This window comes from Sporosarcina sp. USHLN248 (assembly GCF_037144575.1).
Classification (GTDB): Bacteria; Bacillota; Bacilli; order Bacillales_A; family Planococcaceae; genus Sporosarcina; species Sporosarcina contaminans.
The window spans coordinates 35,870-58,269 of the sequence record NZ_JBBCZC010000006.1 but is presented as its reverse complement, the minus strand read 5'-3'; the positions used below and the strand labels follow the sequence as shown (position 1 = coordinate 58,269).

Genomic DNA, 22,400 nt, shown 5'->3' with positions numbered 1-22,400 from the left:
TACCTTTGATGGTGTGACGGTCAGCTCCAGTTGGGAAATGGGTTCGCCGTCCCGCTTATAAAAAATTGCACGACATTTTCATGATAGCGCGCCTTACACGAATGTTATACTTAAGAAAACGGGGTGATAACCATGCGAACGGAAATACAAAATTATTTACTGACACTAAGCAAAAAAACATTGCGGCTGGCTGAGCTGGAAGATCTGTCGCCTTCAGGTTATACATATGCACAATTTGCGGATACCATCCTTTCTCTTGAAACGGAAGGCGTACTGATACCCATCAAATCTCATGGCACAAATGGAAAACATCCGATGCTGGCTCTTGGATATAGGATACGAATCGAGCCTTTGCAGAAGGACCTTCATTCCGAATTGGTGAATGCCAAAATCATTCTACATCCCGACATTGGCCTGGAACGGTATCTGAAGCTGCCTTACTCGGTCTGGAAAGCTGATTTTCCATATATCGAGAAAATCGACTATTATTTAAAGAACCATTCGTTGCCTGACAACTTCGTACCTGCTCCGGAACGCTCTTTTGAACTGGTCGGAAACGAGAAATGGATAACGGATTTTGGAGGAAAGGAACTGCTAGATAGAATCGGTCTATGGACGAAACTTTATATTCTGCCTGTAGCAGATCCTCTAATGTTTGCCATCAATCCTTCATGCCTCCAAGATTCCGACCTCCATCATTTAATCGTAGAAAATAAAACGACGTATCAAGCTCTGCTGCCTGTTTTGCGCGACACACAAACCACAACCCTGATCTATGGAGTCGGGAACAAGATCGTTAAAAGCATCGAGAACTTCCATCATCAGCTGCCGGTGGATGCACACCATCATTTTCATTATTTTGGTGATATCGACCATGCGGGCATTTCGATTTGGCATCGCCTAAGCAAAAAAGAACTTGTCAAGCCTGCATTGCCCTTCTATGAATTGACTCTCTCAAAGCAGCCGCCTGCCGGTAAAACAAATCAAACACCTAATGAAGAAGCACTTGAAGCCTTTACCCGTCATTTTTCGGAACATCTGGCGAATCAAATACAGACTTCTTTGGAGGCCGGGCTTTATTACCCGCAGGAAATTGCTGCGACGAATGAATTACAAGCATGCTGGAGGTCATTATCATGGAGTTCGATGAACTGACAAAAGGATACGCGGAACGCTTCTCACGGCGGGCTCTGTTTGAACCGTTTGACAGACTGAGCCGTAAACAACTGAAAGACGATAACGGGAAACCGCTCGATTATGAAGGGATTGGCCTGCTGTGCCTGCTTTATTTCTTTGAACAGAAGCTCATCCGGAACCCGAAAGCGGGAGTGAAGGAATTCGCTGTCTATTTGATGAACAAAGCTTCTTCCGTGTATTCATTCACACCGGATAAATGGGAGCTGATTAGCCGGACAGCTATTAACGAGTTCCGGCCTCCTTCCGGCAAAAAGTTCACGGTATCCTATTTTAATTGGGAGTCGCTTATTGATGAATCATTGACATTTTCATTCTTTAAAGCGAGTTCTTTTGATATGGCCACCAACACGCAATATTACACGCTGGATGATGACGGACTCGAACTCGTCTTCGCGACGAAGGAATTCTACAGCGAGTTTCAATTGTCTATCAATCAGCTGTTACTAAGAAAGCAGTTGGAGAAGGGCGAGTTCAAAGGAGCTCTCCGCCAGCTTAATGAAATGCGGATGGACGTGGAGTCATTGGAAGAACGAAATGTCAGGCTTACCCACGAACTGAAACGGAACATCACTTCTGAGGAAACTTTCAAGCGATACGCCAGGCTGATCGACGATATGCTCCTGCGGCTGAGTATGGAGCATGATGAATTCCAAGCACTGCAACTGTTCGTCAAAGAGACGAAAGAGGCTCTCCATATGGAGCATCACACAAAAAAGGAGAAAGAGGCTTACACGCTGATCCTGCAAATTTCAACCGGACTGGAGGAAGTCCACCATCAGCACACGAACCTGTTGAACTCCTGCACGACATTGAAGACGAATGCACTGCGGGCGGCCCAAGAGGCATTGTATTTCGTCGGAATCGATTCCTTCAATTTCGATCAGGATATTACTTCACGTATCATCAGCACGCCGCTGCCTATGGAGTCGATGAAAGGACTGCTCGCTCCCTTTCTATCCCTTGAACAAGCCGGGATCTGGTCGCCGCTCACTTTATTCGCTCCTCAGCAAGTACGCGGTAAACGTGAAGAAAGGGAGCAGCCGGAATTCCTTGAGGCAGATGACACGGACGAAACTGAGTACCGGCATCTTTTGCGAACTCATTACACGTTTGTCTTCCGTCTGTTGGTGGACTTTATCGGCGAAGAAGGAACGGTCACGCTGGAACAGTTTACGGATCACCTGCTCGCTTCCGGGCATTCCGAATTGACAAGTATTCGTTTGTATTATGATTTCTTCTTGCTTCTGCACCAGCGCTCGCCGATCGTACAAGAGATTGAGGCAGCAGACGGTGAAGCTCATTTATTGGATGGAGTCCGACAACTTTTGGAGACACGGACACTGACGGTGCAGGAACTTCCAGAAGTCATCCGCCCGCACTCCCGATTTGCTATCCAAAATATGAAACTGACCATCAAGGAGGTGGATGATGATGCTATATGAAGCGGCAACTGTACAAAGTGCCTTTTCGATTTTCAGGCTGTTGACTCGTGATGGCAAAGCTGGAACAGAACATTATCATACATACTTGACGGATGACGATGTGCGGGGATTGCTCGATGAGTTTATCCGCACGGTGGACTGCGACCTAATCACAGTAGGACAGGAGCTCCTGATGATCCCGACGACCGGGGATTCACCTTTTCACGTTTCAAATGAATATTTGCGCAAGACGTATTTGAAAACGCAAGCAACGAATGCCGATCTGTACTTACTGTATTTCTCAACGATCGTGTTGCTCGGAGAGTTCTATAATAGCTACACATCGAAGGAACCGACCAAGGACTTCTTGCCGATGGCAGAGTGGGTGCAGGCTGTCCAGCAGAGGATCGATGCCTTGAATGAACATAGCGAAGAGGATTTAGCAGAGTTGGCTTCCGAGTTTTCCTATAACTGGCCGATGATTATTGAGAAATGGAACCAGATGGATGACTTGCAGGAACAGGCAAAACGGCAGTCCGGCAATACGGTCAGCCGGCTCAGTTTTCTCGACACGGTGAGGCGTTTCCTCGTAGATCAGCAGCTCATTGCGGATATTGGCAATTATGAAGTTGAACTTACCGAGAAAGCGAAGACCGTAGTTCAGCGTTATTTCATGGATTCTGAATTTAATCGCGGGATTCTCGATTTTCTATACCGTTTTGAAAACGATGGAGAGGAAGTGAATAGCAATGCCGGCAATCTCGAAGATTAGATTCACAAATGTCGTCTATGAAAATGGGGATAAACGATATAATGATGAGCTTTTCCTGTTCGACGGCCACGACGGCGCAGTTGTACTGGAAAATGGCGGCGGAAAGACTGTCTTCATCCAAACGGTACTGCAGGCGATCATCCCGCATGTCGAAGTTGCCGGCCGGAAGATGAAAAAGACGCTTCATTTGGAAGATGGACCGGCCCATATCGCGATTGAATGGATTTTAAATGAGCGTCCGCGCCGCTACGCACTCACTTGTGTAACGTTGTATGTATCGAAAGGGAAACTGGATTCGCTGAAATATGTGCATGAATACGAACCGGGAAGCGCAGACCGCATCGAGGATCTTCCGTTCGTACATGGCAAACGTCCGGCGAGTCTTGGGGAGATGGAAGAATACTATCAGCGGATGGCCGGAAAACATCTGAATGCCCACACATTCGATACGATCGGAAAATACAAACAGCATTTGGAGGAGCACTTCCATATCATCTCTTCCGAATGGGAAAGCATTGTGAAGATCAACGGAGCAGAAGGCGATGTGGAACGTTTCTTTGAACAATGCAACACGTCCGGCCAGCTTGTTGACCGCCTGTTGATCCCGAATATCGAGGACTCAATGGCAGGATTTGAATCAGGACGGTTTGCGGAAAATTTCGAAGCGCGCCTGGATTCATTCCGTCAGTATAAACAGTTTCAGGAGCAGCTGACAGAGTACCGGATGATCCAGCACCAAGTTGATACGCTCGCGCGGCACTTCGAACAATTGGACAAACGCCAGAACGATTATCGGATGAATCAGCAAAAAGCGAAGGCTTTCTACGAAATCGGCAAACAGGAACATGAACGGTATACCCGTCTCTCGGATGAACTGGATGTGCAGCTCTCCTCTTTGCTGGAACAGGAAAAAGAGCTGAGGCATCGCGAAAAGTCGTATGACTTGGCGAAAGAACGCGAAACCTTGAATGCTTTGAAAGAGGAACACGAAATTGCAAAACAGGCTTTATCCTATGCGAATTCGAAAGTGGAAGAGACGGAGCGGCGACTTATCGGGCTTCGGCTGGCTGAGCAAAATGATGCTCATTCATTTGCTGAGAGACAGATCGTGCAATATGAGCGGGAATTGGATGCGATCGATGACGACCGGACAGCGATAAATGTCCTGAATGATTTCGCTGAAGTGAAACGGGAGCTTGCCGATGCGTTTTCCAGAAGGGAAGAACAGCTGAATAAAGAATTGGCAGAGGCCGGTCTGCGTTTCAATCAATATGAACGGCTGGCTACTACGGAAGCAAAACGTCTCGAGGGATTGAAAGCTGAACTGAAGGACGTGGAACTGCAAGAAAAAGGGGAAGAAACAAGCATTCGGCTTTTGCAGGGGGATAAGGAGAGGATCCGTAAAGAATTAAATCTGGATGGCTTCGACCTCCCGATTGAAACGCTTATCCGGCAATGGACAGAAAGATCTTCCGAGCTAGACGAATTGATTGTCAAAACGATAAATCGGAACACTGCCTTAAAAGCTTTCCAGGAACAGAAAAGGGCTTTATTGGAGGAGAAACAGGATGCGCGGGTGGCAGCAAAGTCTTCTTTGTCCGAAACAACCAGCCGTCTCGAGACCCTGAAAGAAGAGGAAGCATCACTGATCAGTAATCTACAGACGATTACCGGCTCTTGGACAGGCCTCCTATCCGTCCATGACCGGCAAGATTCCATCGGGAACTCGTTGCAAGATGAAATGGAACAAAAACGGCGCCGCTATGAGCAGTTCCTGCTTGATGAGCGCCTTGCCAACCGACTGAATGATGATTACAACGGTCAGTCAAATTTCTTTGCAGATCCCTTCCTGAATGGCCAGCTCCGGCGGCTCAAACATAACTTCAGCTATTTGAAGACGGGAAGTGAATACGTCGCAGCTTCCGATCAAGCAGCTGCCAATTCTTACCCTTTCTGGTCCACCGCATTGATTACCACAGGAAAGGATGCCCCGGCACTGATTGAACAGCTGGAACGTATGCGTGACGATCTGTATGTCCCTGTAAATGTACTCACATTGGACGAAGCGACAGAACTGATCCGGGGAGGTGGACATTCGTCTAAAGATTGGATTGTCCCTGGTCATTTCGAATCCGCGGTAGACCCTGGTTATTTTGAAGAATGGAAAGAAACACTGAAGATGAAGGCGGAGGCGGTATCGACTGAGCGCAATCGTTTTGGCTCGGAGATCGATCAGTGGAAGCAGCTTCAGTCGGATTTCTCAAGATTCATCGCTCGATATCCGGCAAGTGTAAAGCAGTCGCTGGAGCAAAAAACAGCAAGACTGCAGCAGCTGGCATTCCAACTGGACCGGGAATGCGTACTCATCCAGAAGGATTTGGCTTCCTATGACCACGAACAGGAGGCTAATCTGGCTCATATCACTTCCTGGCGTGATGAATCAAAAGGAATTGACGGTCAACTAACATCTGGCCGCTCTTTTATGGAGAAGAAGAAGCAGATGCAAAAGCACGAAGAGGAGAAGTTGCAGCTCCAAAACAAACGCGCAACGATCGCCTCTGAAATTCGTCGTGTTTCGTCTACCGTAAAAGAATTTGAACACGAATTGGAGTCTTGCAAAGGTGAACGCTTTCGCCTTAAGGCTGCAGTAGATAAAGAAGTTCATTCACATCATCTGTATGAAATGGTGAAAGATGAACGGCCATTGTCCTGCACTCTTTCCATCGTGGCATTGACCGAACGGTTCCATGCTGCTCAACGAAAAGTGGACGGGCTCCAAAGTAAACGGGCAGACATTGAAAATTCCCTGACAAGCATGAAGCAAAAGCTAGCAGAAGCAAACCGGCAAATCGAGATGTTGGAGCACGAATATCCGGGTATCTTGGCAGATGAGTTTTTCCCTGAAGATGGCCAGAGACAAATCCGACGGCTAATGAGTGATTTAAGTCAGCTGAAAACTTCCAGTAAAGATGTTCTTAAGGCAGAGACGGAGAAAAGAGATGATTTCCTGAGGCAGTCAGGTGTTGTAGAGGCGAAAGAACGGGACATTACAGATCCTGTCATATTCCATGAACCTCTTGCAATCGTCCAGAAACAACTGCAAGAAGAATGGTCCTCTTTCCGTCAGACGAATGAGGCCACGCTGCAACAAAAGGATGCTGCGAAATCGAAAGCGGATAATTGGCTCAGTCTGATACGCAAACTGGAGAAAGAAGCAGGTGAACACCAGTGCCTCTCCTCCCAAGTCAAAGCAGCTATTCTTACTGAGCAGGAACGAACCGATTTCCTTTATCAAAGCGGCAAAATCATCGATGCTCTTCTTGCCGGCCTCGATAATAGCGGGCGCCACTATTCGAAGGAGGTCGAACGTGTACAAAAAGAGAGGGATGGCTATGTGAATTTCTGCCGCTCCTCCATCTCAGACGCACGCATGCAGCAGACAGCCGTGCAGGGGATCACTTCAAGGGAAACCTACGAAGAAGTTCTGGCGTATAAACAATTGTTGGAGAAAAGCCTTCATCTGGCGGAGCAATACGCCAATGAACATATCCAATCGCATGATAAGGAACTTGAATTATTCTTGAAGCATATGATGACTCATGTTAGTGCATTGCGTGATGAACTTCATTTGATTCCGAAGAAGACTGCAGTGAAGATTGAGGACAAATTAAAGCCGATTTTCCGGATTACCGTTCCGGAATGGACAGAAAGCGATGCGAAGCGTCTTCTGCGATCCCATATGAATTGGATCCTCAGTCAGCTGGAACGTGATGCATATCAGGATGAAGACGGACTCGATATGGCGAAAATACGAAAGAACTTGGAAAAATGGCTGCACTCCCGTCAACTTCTCCAAGTAGTTTTGCAAAACAAACAGATCCGCATTTCTTGCTATAAAGTGACAAACGATCATAAGTTATCCTCTATCGCAACCAGTTGGGAAGAATCCAATGATTGGTCCGGCGGTGAGAAGTGGAGCAAAAACATGTCACTGTTCCTTGGTCTGTTGAATTATATTGCAGAGAAGAAGCAGCATATCCAAGCGCATCTGAAAAAACATCGAACTGTCATTTTGGATAACCCGTTCGGAAAAGCATCGAGCGGACATGTTCTGTCACCGGTTTTCTTTATTGCCGAACAGCTTGGATTCCAGCTCATCACGCTGACTGCCCATGCGGAAGGCGAATTTCTAAGTGACTATTTTCCGGTTGTCTACAGTTGCAGACTGCGGCAGGTATCCGGTACAAGCAAACAGATCGTAAATCCTCAGAAGAATATTAAAAAAGCATATTTGCGTGATTTCGAACCACAGACAATGGAACGGCTCATCGAAACCGAACAAATGAATTTATTTTAAATTGAAAATGGTGCTAACTACCATCGCACGACTTAAATGGAAACATATTTGAGTTTGTGCGGCGGTAGTTTAGGATGCCTTTGCACGATAATTAAATATCACGTTTGGTTCCCACACAGGAACTCCAGATTCTTACAGATGCTTAGCGAATCGGGCAGAGGCTTGAATACAATATCTAAGAGTCGCACAGCATAACTTCTGATGCGTGAAAGCTGTTATAATGGTTATACTAACTAAAATGCGAGGTGGTTTAGATGCAAGAAGAGACACGTTTAGAACATAGAAAGAAGGTCCATTTCGCGGTTGGTATGGCAGAATTGATGGTGGAAAACCGAGCTCATTTACAAAAAAACTCTTAGAGCAGTATGAAAATGGTGAATTAACCTCCAGTCAATTAAAGTAAGCCATTGTCAAAAAGTATACAAGGTCTTCCCAGTAGTTATGCATCCGTATACCTATCCTAATACAAACATTTTAATTAACAAATTAGATATTCGAGATGAGCAAGAATTAATAGATGTGGAAGCCCAATTATTAATTGCCGGAATTGTAGATATTTCTTCTCTTGATGAAGAGATTGACTTTCAAAAACTTTAGAGTATCCAACTTATTCATCATTTTCTTTTCTATGATCTATATTCATGGGCAGGTGAGTTCCGCACTGTTAATATTTATAAAAGCGAACATGTGTTAAATGGATTATCTGTAATTTACAGCGATAAGGAAGAAATCAAATCTGATTTGGAATCGATTTTCAAATGGGATAATAGGATAGAATGGAGTTATTCAAACTCTCTAATAGTAGAAGACTTTTCAAACCTTATGACCAAAATATGGTGTGTCCATCCGTATCGCGAAGGATATACACGAACATTTTCAGTTTTTATGAAACTGTTCGCTGAAACAAAAGGACTGAATTTTAATGACCAATTACTTTCAGTGAATGCAGCATACTTGCGAAGTGCATTAGTACTTGCCGCAGTAGAAGAATCTCCTGAGCCAAAATACCTTTTAAAAATAATTTCAGATGCATTATATGCTTCTCCTTCCCAAAAGGTTGATTTGGACGATGAAGTCTCTAGTAGTTATCAGGTAATTGATCAGTATGATGTTTCTGAGTGTGAAGAAAAACCATTTGAAATCGAATTCGACAAAAATAATACTGAAAAGTAATCCACCCTTAAGTGCAACTCATTATTAAGGATGGATTATTTTGATTTACTAAAATGGGAATCGTATTCAACGAGCGCGTCTACCGATTCAACGAGTGGTGAAGGAATTAATAGTTTAAATCAAATTATAGTGCTTGAATGCATCGGTTATATACTTTTGCTTATCAGGTCGTCAAGGGTATTTCCTTGAGTTCTCGGAAATTCTATTTGGTGACTTCTTAGGATTTTATCCGTGCTTTTCTTTCATATGAGCAATCCAACACGTTTTAATTGAAATTCCATGCTGTTTGACAAAGTCTTGAATGGCTTTGTAGGTTCCCATTTGATAATCTCCTCCTATTTACATACAGATGCCCTCAGCGAAAAGTGGAAAGAGAAAATCGAGATGGAATTCAATACGCGAAGTTGGAACCGGTGATCGCACTGAATACACCGTTTCAAGTGCCAGGTAATCATCGAATTTCGATTTGTTTAAGAATCTGGTACCCGTCACTTATGGCTGATGGTTACTATCACAAAAGCGATGATTCCATTCAAGCGTTCGAAACCCGTGCTCAACGCACAAAGTTCATGATTGAAAATCTGACGAAGAACGGCCGGTTAGGAGACAGGCTTATTTTCAATGCGGAGGGATTCGAGGGAATAGTAAACGGGATGCTGGATGCTCGTATCGATGTGTTTATGGAAGATGACGAAGGGTATTCGCTAGGTATCTTGGGAGAATTGTATGTAACACCTGTTGAAGGTAGAATTGCTGTGAGATGGACGGATCTTGTAGAAGCGGAGTGGGCATCCAGGTCTACGAGTTTCTCGTCATTTGATGAATGCATGAAGGCGTATGCATCTCATCTTCTAGGAGGTTCACATTGATATAATTTTTTCAGAACCTATTTTAAACATAAAAATCGTTTATTGACGTTCCATTCTAAACTTGTTATGATTCATCTATTATTTTTAAAAAAAGAATAGAATACCTTGTATAATTTCAAGAATACGGCTTGAAAGTTTCTACCAGCTACCATAAATGGCTCGTCTACAAGGAATGTGAAAGTAATGCAATTTACTATTCCTTTTTGTAGAAAAAACTTTGTCCTCACTTAGGTCAAAGTTTTTTTATATTATCGGGCATACTAGTATGAACTGGCTGAAAAATGGTCCTTGAAACCATGACTATTCATTCTTTAATTTAGCAAATAGGAGATTACAACATGAGAAACTTTTTTAAATTTGCTGAACGGAACACATCCTATAAGCAGGAAACACTCGCAGGTGTGACAACCTTCCTATCCATCGCGTATATATTAGTCGTCAATCCACTTATCCTCAGCCAAGCTGGGATGGATAGTGGGGCTGTATTTACGGCAACCGCCCTTACTGCGATTATCGGCACACTGCTTATTGGGTTGCTTGCGAACTTCCCAATCGGGATTGCGCCAAGTATGGGTTTGAATTCATTTTTCACTTTTTCTGTCTGTATCGGGATGGGCATACAATGGGAAGTCGCGTTGACCGGTGTTTTTATTGCAGGAATTATTTTTATGCTTTTAAGTGTAATGAAAATCCGGGAGAAGATTATTAATATCATCCCATTGGATTTAAAATATGCTATCGCTGCTGGAATCGGATTCTTCATTACATTTATTGGGATGAAAAATGGAGGACTTATTATTTCCAATCCTGATACATTTGTTTCGATTGGAAACTTAACATCACCTACGACCCTACTCGCCATTTTTGGCTTGGTACTTACGATTGTCATGTTAGTACGTGGAATACGTGGAGGAATTTTTTATGGAATGATCATTACCACGATTATTGGGATGATGGTCGGATTAATAAATGGTCCTTCAAAAATCATTGGAAGTATACCGAGCTTGGAACCAACATTTGGCGTCGTGTTTTCCCATTTAGACCAGGTGTTCACCCCTGAATTATTGGCAGTGATCTTCACTTTTTTACTTGTTGCCTTTTTTGATACGGCGGGTGCTTTAATTGCTCTGGCCAGTCAAGCGGGAATGATGAAAGGGAATACGGTGCCGAATATAGGAAGAGCATTGCTTGCTGATTCTACAGCTAGTGCAGTTGGAGCTATATTGGGAACATCCACACCTGCGACGAGTGTTGAATCTTCTGCTGGCATTGCAGTCGGTGGTAGAACAGGCTTTACATCTGTCGTTATTGCTGCTTGCTTTACGATTGCTTTATTCTTTTCACCGATATTATCTGTTATTACATTGGAAGTAACAGCCCCTGCGTTAATTATTGTCGGAGCATTAATGGCAATGGAAATAAGAAAAATAGACTGGAGCAGGCTGGAAATTGTGATTCCATCCTTTTTAACCATTATCATGATGCCCCTCACTTCTAGTGTGGCAATGGGCCTTGCATTTGGCTTTATTCTATATCCACTTTGTTTCGTAGCACAAAAGCGGCATAAAGAAATTCATCCAATTATGTATGTGCTTTGTTTGTTATTTATCCTATACTTTGCATTTATCGTGTAGCTTTAGGTAAGTGTTTTGAGTACCAGGTTCTCAATGAAATTTGAATTGTTTTAGAACCTGGTTCCTTTCACCCTGTCGTTCAACAACAAAAAATAATCCATCCTTGAGTGTCCGCTCATAATGGATGGATTATTATCATACTCGAGCTGATCCCCCTTGAAGGGAACCTGCTATTACACTTTACAGACCGCCTGATGTTGACGCATTGGGTGGTCCTTTTTAGTATATGTTTGTTATTATTTAGTATAATGCAGTTTTTTCTTCATTACAATAAATGTACTTTTCCAAATCAATTGACTCAGGAGGAAACCCTATGCCCAACCACCAACAACAAATCCTTTCCCTCATCGAGGATTCACAGGATTTTACCTATTTACATAACCATTTCAACCGTTTCAATCCGTTCAAAGTGCTGCAAGTCGATAATTATGAGATTCGCCATTCCAATGTGTTGGCGTGGCTCATGGATCCGCAGCAGAATCATGACTTGGGCTCGTATTTCATGAAGAAGCTTATTGCAAAGGTCTTTGTCAATCCTGCCAATTATGAGGATGAGGATAAACTTGCGAATTATGATGTCTTACAGTTGAGCCGTCATTCGTACCATGATCTTGTTGTGTATAAGGAGTTGGGGACAGCTAACCGAAAGCGGATCGATTTGTTGGCTGTCTCCGATTTGCATCAAGTTGCGGTTTTGATTGAAAACAAGTTTTGGTCCAATGAATCGGAGGGGCAGCTTGAGGAATATATCAAGTTTGTTCGGACGGCTTATGATGGCTATAAAATCATTCCGGTGTTTTTGACGTTGCAGGATGAGGAGCCTACGCATGAGGACTATTTGATGCTTGGCTATTCGGATGTGTTGGACATCCTTAACAATATGACGGATGCGAATAAAGAGTATATGCATCCCGACGTGCATTCTTTCATTTCCTATTACATCGATATTTTAGAGGATCAGTTGGTTCAAAATAATGAGCTGAATGAGAAGGGGATGGCTCATTATAAAAATCATAAGGAAGCTGTCGACTTTCTTGCTGGTGTTGGAAAGGGAAGGATGATAGAGAGCGACTTTTAAGGCAATGTCTGTTGAGAATATAGAGGATGCTGAGAGATGAAAGTCGCAATGGATAATTTGATAGCTAATTCCATTGGAAGGGAACTTGCAATTACATACAATCGAATGTTATCTAAATTGGGCGTTCATTTAAAGGGTAATTATAACATGACGGCGAATGTAATTATAATCCTATAGGAATTGAGTGCAATGATCGGGCAACCGTCTTTTTGGAAAAAACCGCTGTGGGATGGTGGTAAACTTTCTGTTCGGATAATGAAAACGAATAGAAAAGGGGTGCTTTCAGGTTGAGGTGTGTCGGTTTTTCTGCGGCAATTATAGGTAAAAAAGAAGGTTTGAAAACGGTTTTAATTGAAAAGGGGAAACTGTTCGGTGGAGCCTCGGCACTTTCTAATGGGAGCGTCGGAGGGGGATTGCAGTTATTGTAGTTTACTTGCGGGATGAGGGAGAAGAGAAGGCGATTGCTTGTGAAGCAAATGGTTACGTTTTGAGAGGCTCCGTTTTTTAAAAGTTTGGAGTAAGGGGGAACTATATTGAAACAAAAATGCATTGCGATAATTGGCGGAACAGGCAAAGTGGGGAAATACATAGCGGATACAGCATTGGAAAGAGGATACGCCGTACGGATGCTTGTGCGGAATCCAGATCGTATCCAAGTGAGACGAGATGGTATGGAACTTATCGTCGGTGATGCACTAGATACCAAATCGATACAGAAGACAATTCACAACTGTGAGGTAGTCATCAACGCATTTGGGCAACCTGCGAAGGCGGATCCATACTATAGTGAAGTGACACAACTCATTCTTACTAACATGAAAGAACAGGGAATCCAACGTTATATCGGAGTGACTGGTGGATCGCTTACGATTGAAGGAGACCGCAAAAGCATCATGAATCGAATGGGGGCTAAACTATTTGAAGTTTGCTTTGCGAAAATGATCCTCGATAAACGAAAAGAACACGAGATTTTGAAGCAAACCGACTTGAATTGGACGCTTGTCCGGTTGCCATTCGTCGTCGAAGGATCAGGAAAAGGAGAGGTCAGAGAAAACTTGATTGATATGCCAGGGAGCAAAATAACAAATGGTGACAATGCTCGTTTTCTAATTGCCCAAATTAACGAAACGACTTATTACCGGCAATCACCTTTTATTGCAGGTAGGTAAGTTGAAATAAGGTAAAGTAAAATGCTATTTGCAGGTAATTGGGAATATGAAGTCGGGACCCTTGGTTCAAGATAAAAGTGAGAGGAAGCGTCTTAAGGCAGAACATTTGCAGTCCTTTACTGACAGCAAGTTTTATTGAACAGTTCTATATGGCGAAATGAAATTACTATGAAAAAAATTCTATAAAGAAAAAAACGCCTTGCAATAATATGCCTGTTGAGAATACGGAGAATACCGAAGAGTTGAAAGTAACGATAGATGAGTTGGTGTCTGTCGCGGAATACGTAGCTGTTCGGGAGAGAATTGCTTGAATGGTTGAGGTTTTAAATGAAGCGGTAGTTTGAAAGAGGAAATTCAAATGTACAATACTGATTTGTTAGAAGAAGAGTAGACTCTATGCAAAACAATAATGGATGAGCGTATATCCCCTCTACTATTTCCACTCTATAAATGAATAAAGACCCGCAATTTTACAAGGGCTTCCCATAAAGTCTATTATGCCTGACCTTTTGGAAAGCCCCCGGAAAATCAGTATTCGGTTAAGAGTAGAGAAAGCGCTATTCTTTCAGCTTTTTTCTCACCAACGCAAACGGTCAACCGCTTGACCGGGAACAATCCGTCCCGGAGCACCGGATCTAATAAATCCTGCATTGGCTTCATCGGTGTCGATATGCATTTCAAGGCGAAAGCGATCGGACACACGAATGAGCACTTGGTGGATTGTAAGTGGCCGTTCACCGCGAATTTCGACGGACACGAAATCTCCGTTCGTTACGCCGAAGTTTTGCGCATCGCGAGGAGACATATGAATATGTGCTTGGGCAATCTGTAAGCCTTCGGTGAGAGAGACGCTTCCAGCTGGACCGATGAGGGTAAATGGAGCGGATCCTGCAATATCACCGGATTGACGTATTGGCGGTCGAATGCCGATTTTTATGGCATCGGTCCGGCTAATTTCAGCTTGTGTCGACCTGCGGGAAGGGCCGTAGACACGTACGTGTTGAAGACTCCCTTTCGGCCCCGCAATGATGATTGTTTCATTTGACGCAAACTGACCTGGTTGGGACAAATCCATTTGTTTCGTCAGCTCATATTCTTTGCCGAATAGTGCTTCAATATGCTGAGGGGACAGGTGAACGTGGCGAGCTGAAACTGAAACAGGAATCATGCTATGCTGCGACACAGGGACTGTAGTCTCTTTGAGTTCCGTCAACACGTCAGCGACGATTTGTTCAATCTGTTGCCTCTCCATATCGTTCACGCCTTTCTAAAGGATCCTGCTTAGTTTTGTCCTTTTGGCAAAATCATTTCTAATTCATTATGCGGTCTTGGAATGACGTGTACAGATAGTAACTCTCCTACACGTTGTGCTGCTGCGGCTCCGGAGTCCGTTGCTGCTTTTACAGCCCCTACATCACCTCGGACAAGGACCGTAACAATCCCGCCACCTACGTGCACTTTTCCAATTAGGTTAACATTTGCTGCTTTGGCCATTGCATCGGCTGCTTCAATTGAGCCGATGAGCCCTTTTGTTTCAATCATTCCTAATGCTGTACCTTCATGATTCATCGTCGCTTCCTCCAAACAGTTCAATATTTTTCTAATATCGTTTTAAACAGCTATGCGTCCGCCGTGATCAAACAAATCAATTTCATTTGTTGTCGCTTTTCCGGGCAAAAGCAACCCCAGTACACTCGGCCAATAGCATTTGTTCAATCAACTCGGATAAATGTGCTCCTGCTTCAACTGACGTTAGGCCGTCTCGATGTATATTCGAAATAACCGTCCGATCTGCCTCGACCGTTTGTTCATTCGGTCGGTAGATCATGTATGCACTTAAGCTTTCATCGGTATTTAATCCAGGACGTTCGCCGATCAATGAAATGACAAGCTTGCAATCGACAATAGATGCTACTTCGTCCTGAACCCATACACGCCCCCGCTTAATAAAAAACGGCTTGGCAACGCTAATGTTTTTTAGTTGCAACCCTTGCATTAAAGCAGGGAGCAAGTCTCTTATATTAGCTTCTACTGCCGAGGAGCTTAAGCCATCACATACAATTATTTGGACATCTTTTCCTTTGTCGGCATTTGCCTTCAGCCATGATACGGATTCCTCCGACAGCTTACGGCCAGCATCCAAGTCCATTAAGTAGGTCTTCATGTCCTGAGCTTGTGTGTTCAGTTTATGCAAACCCATTTCTTGAAGAAAATCATCACTTACGTCTTTTAGAACCGCATCTTGTGCAGCGGCATGGTCAATTAAAAATTGCAAATAGCTTGTTGTCTTCTTACGGGTTCCCGATCGGCCGATTCCGATTCGGGCAGGTGAAATACTTTGGGCTCTTTTAATAGAAGCAGCGTTTTTCGGTTCTTCTACTCCCATTATCCGTTCTTCTGGAAAGTTAATCGTACCTTCCGACTCTTGCGTTTGTACAACATTGTTTTTTGGTAATTCCTTTTCCTTCGACAGTTCTTCTACTACTTTTCGAACAATTTCTTGAATATCCATTGTACCCCAACCCCTTTAGCCAAAGATCGATAAATCTCCTGCATGTTTTGTCAGTTTGCCGTTTTCCATTAGGCCCATATTTTCCATCCATTTTTCAAATTCACGAAGCGGGCGCAATCCAAGAAGCTCACGCAAACTTGCATCATCATGATAGCTTGTATCTTGATAGTTCAGCATGACGTCATCTCCACCTGGCACACCCATGTAGAAATTAGCTCCTGCTAATGCGGTTAGCATGCCGGCCACTTCCTGGTCATTTTGATTGGCATCCATATGGTTCGTATACGTTGGCGCGATGCCCATTGGCAAGCCGTGCAATTTACCCATAAATAAATCTTCAAGATCCGCTCGAATTAACTGGCGTCCGTCATAAAGAGTTTCTGGTCCAATAAATCCGGAAACGTTATTTACCATGAAAGGCTTCCAGTGGCGTGCATAGCCATACGTTCTTGCTTCAAGCGTCTGCATATCAACACCGTGATCCGCATTTAGCGATACTTCTGAGCCTTGTCCAGTTTCAAAATACATAAAGTTCGGTCCAGCAGATGTACCATAGCGAGCCATCATCTCATAGCCTTCATCAATAATGCTCTTCGAAATACCGAATGCTTCGTTACCCTTTTGTGTACCGGCTAAACTCTGGAACATAAGTGCAACAGGTGCACCTTGTCTTAAAGCTTCCATTTGTGTCGTTATATGGGCTAACACACAGTTTTGCGTCGGTATTTTCCATTGTTCCATAAATTCATGCGACAAGGTTAGGAGTCTTTTGACCGACTCGACCGTGTCCACATTCGGATTAATGCCGATCACCGCATCACCCGCTCCATAAGACAAACCTTCTTTCAAGGAATACAAGATTCCTTCCGGCACATCATTTGGATGATTGGGCTGACAGCGGAATGCTAAGCGGCCCGGCTCCCCGATTGTAGTGTTACAATGAGCTTGAGGTCTTATTTTCTGTGATGCCAATACAAGGTCAATACTCGACATGAGCTTGGCGACAGCCGAAATCATTTCACTTGTCAATCCTCTTGAAAGTTTCACAAGTTGATCTGTGCCTGTTTCATAGGAAAGGATCGTATTTCTTAATTCTCCAACTGTCCAATTTTGGATCTCTTTGTAAATCGTCTCACTAATATCATCGTAAATTAGACGTGTCACTTCGTCTGTTTCGTACGGAATGACCGGGTTTTCATAAATATCTTTCAGCTGCATTTCGCTGAGCACTACTTTAGCTGCCATGCGCTCTAACGATGATCCTGCTGCTACCCGCGCCATGACATCACCCGATTTCGGTTCGCTTGCTTTTGCCAATACGTCTTTTACAGACGTAAACGAATAGTGTGTACCTTTGATTACACAAGACAATTTCACTTTTTCAACACCCCTTATGTATAAATAACGCTACCTATTTACACCTTGGCGTTAGTGCCACCTTCAGAGGTGGGAGTTTTAAGATGTAAAAAGATAACGAAAAAAAGCGCTTTCACGTAAACCTAAAAAAATAGTTCTTTAGGACGTGAAAGGCGCCTTTGCCTCAATTATCATTTTGTTTTTAATCCTCTTCATCTTACATTACTATTGTTGAATTTGCAAATAGTGTTTTTTTCAAATAAAGCATGTAAATCAAATCATTACTATTTTTGTGAAGTCTGGAGAAGCAAGTCTGCTAATGCAATTTATACGAACTACTTAAAAGAAAAGGTTTACCGGAAATCCTCATATTGTAACTGTTTTTATAGAAGATTGACAAGTTACGGTTCAAATTTTATTTTTAAAAAATAAAGGATTGAAAGAGTTAACCTCCATTTTTTACAATTTGGGAATATCTTACATGATTGTCGCTGTGAATACCTGTCTTTTCATGAAAGAAAAAGAGCAGTTAATTGTAGACAAACACTAAAAAGAGCGCTTGCCTACAAGCCTATTAACAACCTTATCCTCAATCGGTAAAAAGATATCGTCAAACCATTATACTTGGCTCCCGATTAACGGGAAAGTTATGGATACTTTTGTTCCTTCTTCAGAGTGCAGGAATGCAAATACGCCTTGCAGCTTTTCTTCGACCAACATTTCAACCAATTGCAATCCTAAAGAGGATGGTTCACTATGTGAAAAAGAATCACCGATTCCACAGCCATTATCCATTACGATAATCGTAACCATCTGTTTGCGAAGGGTTACTGTAATATCAATTTGTCCCTCTTCGCGTGAAAGAAAGGCATGTTTTATACTATTTTGTATTAATTCATTTACGATGAGCGCAACGGCTGTCGCTTTATCCGATGGACAGAATACTGATTCCCCCTCGACTGATACGATTACTTTTTGATCGGGAGTGGTGGAAGAAGTGACGAGCAATGATGCAACTTGCTTAATTAACGTTTTGACATCGGCTTCATCAATTCCGCTTTGCGCCAAGTAGTCATGAACTAAGGCCATACTTGAAATGCGGGAAATGCTGTCTTGAAATACATTCGCTACTTCTTCCGAGGTCGTTCGCCGCTTTTGTAAGCGGAGTAAACTTGAAATAACTTGTAAATTATTTTTAACCCGGTGATGCATTTCCTGAACGATAATGGATTTAATGACATCTTGCTTTTCAATAGCTTCGGTTGTTTTCATCAGCTTTCCGAGATTTTTTTCTTGCTGCACTTCCCGTGAGATGTCTTTTTCTTTAATTAAAACTGCGATCGTCTCACCGGCTGAGTCCTTGATTGGGACAATGTCTTGCTGCATCACGCCGGATTCCTCTGTGATTCCTCTTGAACCGGATATTGGCTTTCCGGTCTTTAAACTAAAGAATACACCTGGTTCCATGTCTTCATACGCTATTTGCCCTAATAAGCTTTTTTGATACAAAGATGGAGTAGTGGCAGGCTTCGCTTCCGCGACTATTAAAGCCGCATTTTCCTCTTCCAAAAGACAATCGATAAATAAATCTGCCTGTGAAATATCAGCAATGAGTTGAAGGTTTTGTGCCACACTTAAAATGATTTTACGCTGTTCATTTGATAAACCTGATAATCGGCATAAGTCCAAAACACCATTCATGAAAAAATTGTCCTCTCTTTCTATCTTTCAGAGACACGATTCCGTAAGTAAACTGTCCAATCGTTCGAGATGCTATTGTGTGTTTTCGCGAATACAAAGAAACTGTAGGGGGAGTTGACAATCAATAAAAATGGATACTTTTTTCCGGGTAACCTAACGCTTTTGCGGTTTGGGAAAATTCATTTATCATTTCCTCCGTTCCGCAAAAATAAACATGTGAGTCAATGGGAAGGTTTGTTAGCAAGTCCTTGTCCATTCTGTTTCCCTCTTCAGAAAAGTAGAAGTGCACTTGGTCCGGGTAATTGGATTTCAGGAATTGATAGAAAGCACAGCTATTTTCGGATTTGGCCGCATAGTGCAATTCAAACGTTTCTTTATTGTGTTCAATTTCTTCGATCATCGATAGAAAGGGAGTAATCCCAATACCCGTTGCAAAAAACACATGATGCTTCGCTTGGAAGCTAAGGAGAAAATAATTACTTGGATAACTAATTTGTAGGCAGTCACCGATTTTTACATGATGATGCCAATAAAAAGAACCTCCTTTTGACGCCTCGTTAAGCTGAATAGCAATTTGATAGTATCCTGTTTTCTTGGAGTTGTTAATGAGTGAATACGTGCGTACCATTGTTTCTCCATTCGGAAGATCGATATATGTAGTGATGTATGAACCTCCACTAAAGATAGGCAACTCATAGCCATCATTAGAGGATAGCTTAAAAGACTTGACGAAGGGTGTTTCTTCTTTAATATCTTCTACTATTACACTGATCTTATTCTGCGTCATATTAAATCGATTGCCAAAACGTACAAATGTCTATTTTATTTTTAGAATACTGCACGTTTTGACAAGTCGGTTTCCCTCCTTATATTTTTTCATCTTCTTGAGAAGCTTGTCGTTGTACTGACGATGTCGTTTCTCAGACGTTTTTGTTTTGTGCCGCTTTTATTTTAATTCGGACAGTCCTGCATCATTAATAGAATAAAGACTAAACGAACTCGTGTCCATACTTCTTTCCTAATCGCCTTATTGAAAGTGTAGAAGGTTTATTCGGTAGTATGTTGCTGTTTGCGACTCATTCAACGAGTACCGTGGGAATTTAGGCATGGCGAATTGTTGAATATAGAACTGAAAACATCTTTTTCGTTCATCAAGAAAAAAGATGTTTTTTAATACATCGGTCAATTTTGAAACTTTATGTACCTTTGCACTCGTCTTAGAGGTGAGAATGTTTTTTTAGTGAGGGTTGGTGGGAGTGGAGATGCTTATTAAAAGTGCCGGTAATCATTCCGAAGAAGAGAGATGGCTATCCGAATTGATGGATGAACTTGGCGAACGCTTGACGAAGCTGTCTTTCAGCTATTTGAAAGATTGGGGGAAAGCGCAGGAAGTCGTACAAGATGTTTTTCTCACCTGTTATAAGAAACGTCATCAAGCGTTGGAGCTAAATTCCATTGAATCGTGGCTATACAGAGTCACTGTGAATCGGTGCAAAGACGTTTTAAGGACTTCATGGTTCAAGAAAGTGATCATAAATAATGATGTATTTTATAATCAAAAATCTGGCCAACCATCGCCCGAAATTGCCTCTATTACAAAAAGCGAAAATGAAAAGTTGGCGCAACTTGTTCTATCTTTGCCGATGAAATACAAAGAAGTCATTTTGCTCTTTTATTATGATGATCTGTCCATTGAGGAAATCAGTTATGTAGTAAAGTCCAATCCAAATACAGTCAAAACCCGTTTGAGGAGAGGACGGGAAGCATTATTGAAGAACATGGAGAGGAGTGATTTTCTTGAAAGATCCTATGAAGGATATTAAAAAGTCGTTAGATGCGACTGTATTTAAAAATCCACAGTTCACGGAGAAGAATAAGAATGCGGTCTTTCAAGAGATTCATAAGCCGAAAAAAGTTTATCTTCTGCCTACATTGGTTGGTGGGTTGCTGTTCACTGTATTGGCATCGGCGGGTATTTATTTTGCGTCGGAAAAATTAGGAAGCGAAAGCCCGGTTGCAACTGAACCGAATGGTCCTATTACTACGGAAATTCCACCAAATCATGGTCGGGAGGGGATGCAAGCCAATCCCGTATATGCTGCGAAGAATGAAAATGAAGTATCCATGTTAGATGCTGAAACAGCGTATGAACTGTGTGTCGATGCGCTTACGCACTATTACAATGCAATTTGGAACGGCACGGATATTGACCTTGATCAGTTTATCGGAAACGAGAACCTTAAACTGTACATGCAAACGAAGGTCGAATCTGAATACAAGAAGTATGGCTCCTTGGACAGCAAGGTGGAACGCCTTGAAATTGGCGATTGGGAAGTGAAGTTTTCGGACGATGAAAAGGGAGGTTATCTGTATTTGGAAGTCCCTGTCGCAATCCAAAAGCATCATGGAGGTGGATATGGGGAGGTCACTGAATTTTTACTTCGGAACATTGATGGTAAGTTGGCCATTGTCGATTGGTATACAGGTGGGAAAGATACGTATGATTACGTAGTACGTGGCGATCAACAAAAGATTGACGATCCGGATATTTGGAATGACAGTGAGTGGGTGAAAAAGTTTAAAAGCGTCACAGGTCTATTTAATTTCGAGCAGAAGGTTTATGATCGATTTAAGCTCAACCAAGATGTCAATGAGTTAACCGGTTTGGAGCCAATTAGCATTGCAAAATTATATGTATACGCCAGTTACCACCAAGACTTTGAAACGGTTTACGCACTTTACACGGATAGGGAGGATCATATTTTATGGAGCAAGGAAGAGGATGAAAAAATCCCTTTATCCGATCGCGGAACACCAGAAAAGATACTGCAAACATTTCGGAATATCGAAAAAGGGTCTTTTGTCCAAACGGGTGAATACGAGGGATATATTGAATTTTACCCAAACAGTGATCGCGAAGAGAAATCCGGCTTCTCTCTGATTCGAAACGAAGAAGGAATCTGGCAAGTGGCATTTTTACCTGTTCAGTAGAGAATTCGGGTACCTGTACAGGAAATTATTCCGCCTGTTTACTACAATTGTATATACATCCAATCCGAAGATTGCGATAAGAAATCAAAATAACCCATCCTTGAGCTAAGTTATCAAGACCAAAATTTAATAAAGGAAAATAAATTAAAGGGCATAACATATTATATATG

At 42.6% G+C, this 22,400-nt stretch carries 17 protein-coding genes and 1 riboswitch; of the genes, 11 read left to right on the top strand and 6 right to left on the bottom strand.

The window, feature by feature from the left end; all coding sequences use genetic code 11:
- The first annotated feature begins 132 nt into the window (after positions 1–132).
- From WFH04_RS03785 to WFH04_RS03745, 9 genes are all read left to right on the top strand, one after another.
- The gene (locus tag WFH04_RS03785) at positions 133–1,155 is read left to right on the top strand and encodes a Wadjet anti-phage system protein JetD domain-containing protein (protein ID WP_336822728.1); all 1,023 of its coding nucleotides are present in this window, start codon (positions 133–135) and stop codon (positions 1,153–1,155) included.
- Positions 1,137–2,639 carry a replicative DNA helicase gene (locus tag WFH04_RS03780; RefSeq protein WP_336822727.1) on the top strand — a complete coding sequence of 501 codons (1,503 nt, stop codon included), beginning with the start codon at positions 1,137–1,139 and terminating at the stop codon, positions 2,637–2,639. The genes WFH04_RS03785 and WFH04_RS03780 overlap by 19 nt, the downstream gene beginning before the upstream one ends.
- Positions 2,623–3,390, top strand: coding sequence for a DUF6063 family protein (locus tag WFH04_RS03775; RefSeq protein WP_336822726.1), 768 nt, complete (start codon positions 2,623–2,625; stop codon positions 3,388–3,390). Before WFH04_RS03780 ends, WFH04_RS03775 begins: the two co-directional genes overlap by 17 nt.
- Positions 3,368–7,747 (top strand): coiled-coil domain-containing protein, encoded by a 4,380-nt coding sequence (locus WFH04_RS03770; RefSeq protein ID WP_336822725.1) that lies wholly within the window; start codon positions 3,368–3,370, stop codon positions 7,745–7,747. The genes WFH04_RS03775 and WFH04_RS03770 overlap by 23 nt, the downstream gene beginning before the upstream one ends.
- A 600-nt stretch (positions 7,748–8,347) precedes the next feature.
- Positions 8,348–8,920, top strand: a complete 573-nt coding sequence (locus WFH04_RS03765; RefSeq protein WP_336822774.1) for a Fic family protein — start codon at positions 8,348–8,350, stop codon at positions 8,918–8,920.
- 954 nt (positions 8,921–9,874) lie between these two features.
- Positions 9,875–9,975, top strand: a riboswitch (purine riboswitch).
- 152 nt (positions 9,976–10,127) lie between these two features.
- A complete protein-coding gene (locus WFH04_RS03760; RefSeq protein WP_336822724.1) occupies positions 10,128–11,423 on the top strand; it encodes an NCS2 family permease in 1,296 nt (431 codons plus the stop codon).
- Between the two features lie 313 nt (positions 11,424–11,736).
- Positions 11,737–12,501 (top strand): PDDEXK-like family protein, encoded by a 765-nt coding sequence (locus WFH04_RS03755; protein ID WP_336822723.1) that lies wholly within the window; start codon positions 11,737–11,739, stop codon positions 12,499–12,501.
- Positions 12,502–12,788: 287 nt separating this feature from the next.
- The gene (locus WFH04_RS03750; protein WP_336822722.1) at positions 12,789–12,929 is read left to right on the top strand and encodes an FAD-binding protein; all 141 of its coding nucleotides are present in this window, start codon (positions 12,789–12,791) and stop codon (positions 12,927–12,929) included.
- Between the two features lie 105 nt (positions 12,930–13,034).
- On the top strand, positions 13,035–13,670 hold the full coding sequence (locus WFH04_RS03745; RefSeq protein ID WP_408020163.1) for an NAD(P)-dependent oxidoreductase: 636 nt from the start codon (positions 13,035–13,037) through the stop codon (positions 13,668–13,670).
- 577 nt (positions 13,671–14,247) lie between these two features.
- On the opposite strand, the gene pduL is transcribed toward WFH04_RS03745, so the two are convergent.
- The 6 genes from pduL to WFH04_RS03715 all read right to left on the bottom strand — a co-directional run bounded on the left by pduL (position 14,248) and on the right by WFH04_RS03715 (position 20,026).
- Positions 14,248–14,922 (bottom strand): phosphate propanoyltransferase, encoded by a 675-nt coding sequence (pduL, locus tag WFH04_RS03740; RefSeq protein ID WP_336822721.1) that lies wholly within the window; start codon positions 14,920–14,922, stop codon positions 14,248–14,250.
- Between the two features lie 29 nt (positions 14,923–14,951).
- Positions 14,952–15,239 carry a BMC domain-containing protein gene (locus WFH04_RS03735; RefSeq protein ID WP_336822720.1) on the bottom strand — a complete coding sequence of 96 codons (288 nt, stop codon included), beginning with the start codon at positions 15,237–15,239 and terminating at the stop codon, positions 14,952–14,954.
- An 82-nt stretch (positions 15,240–15,321) separates the two neighbouring features.
- Positions 15,322–16,182, bottom strand: a complete 861-nt coding sequence (eutC, locus tag WFH04_RS03730) for an ethanolamine ammonia-lyase subunit EutC (protein ID WP_336822719.1) — start codon at positions 16,180–16,182, stop codon at positions 15,322–15,324.
- 15 nt (positions 16,183–16,197) lie between these two features.
- A complete protein-coding gene (locus WFH04_RS03725; RefSeq protein ID WP_336822718.1) occupies positions 16,198–17,559 on the bottom strand; it encodes an ethanolamine ammonia-lyase subunit EutB in 1,362 nt (453 codons plus the stop codon).
- 597 nt (positions 17,560–18,156) lie between these two features.
- Positions 18,157–19,239: a sensor histidine kinase gene (locus WFH04_RS03720; RefSeq protein WP_336822717.1), complete on the bottom strand. Its 1,083-nt coding sequence runs from the start codon at positions 19,237–19,239 to the stop codon at positions 18,157–18,159.
- 121 nt (positions 19,240–19,360) lie between these two features.
- On the bottom strand, positions 19,361–20,026 hold the full coding sequence (locus WFH04_RS03715) for a ferredoxin reductase (protein WP_336822716.1): 666 nt from the start codon (positions 20,024–20,026) through the stop codon (positions 19,361–19,363).
- A gap of 475 nt (positions 20,027–20,501) precedes the next feature.
- Between WFH04_RS03715 and WFH04_RS03710 the strand changes: the two genes are divergently transcribed.
- On the top strand, positions 20,502–21,062 hold the full coding sequence (locus WFH04_RS03710) for a sigma-70 family RNA polymerase sigma factor (protein WP_336822715.1): 561 nt from the start codon (positions 20,502–20,504) through the stop codon (positions 21,060–21,062).
- Positions 21,037–22,230, top strand: coding sequence for a hypothetical protein (locus WFH04_RS03705; protein ID WP_336822714.1), 1,194 nt, complete (start codon positions 21,037–21,039; stop codon positions 22,228–22,230). Before WFH04_RS03710 ends, WFH04_RS03705 begins: the two co-directional genes overlap by 26 nt.
- The last annotated feature ends 170 nt before the right edge of the window (positions 22,231–22,400 follow it).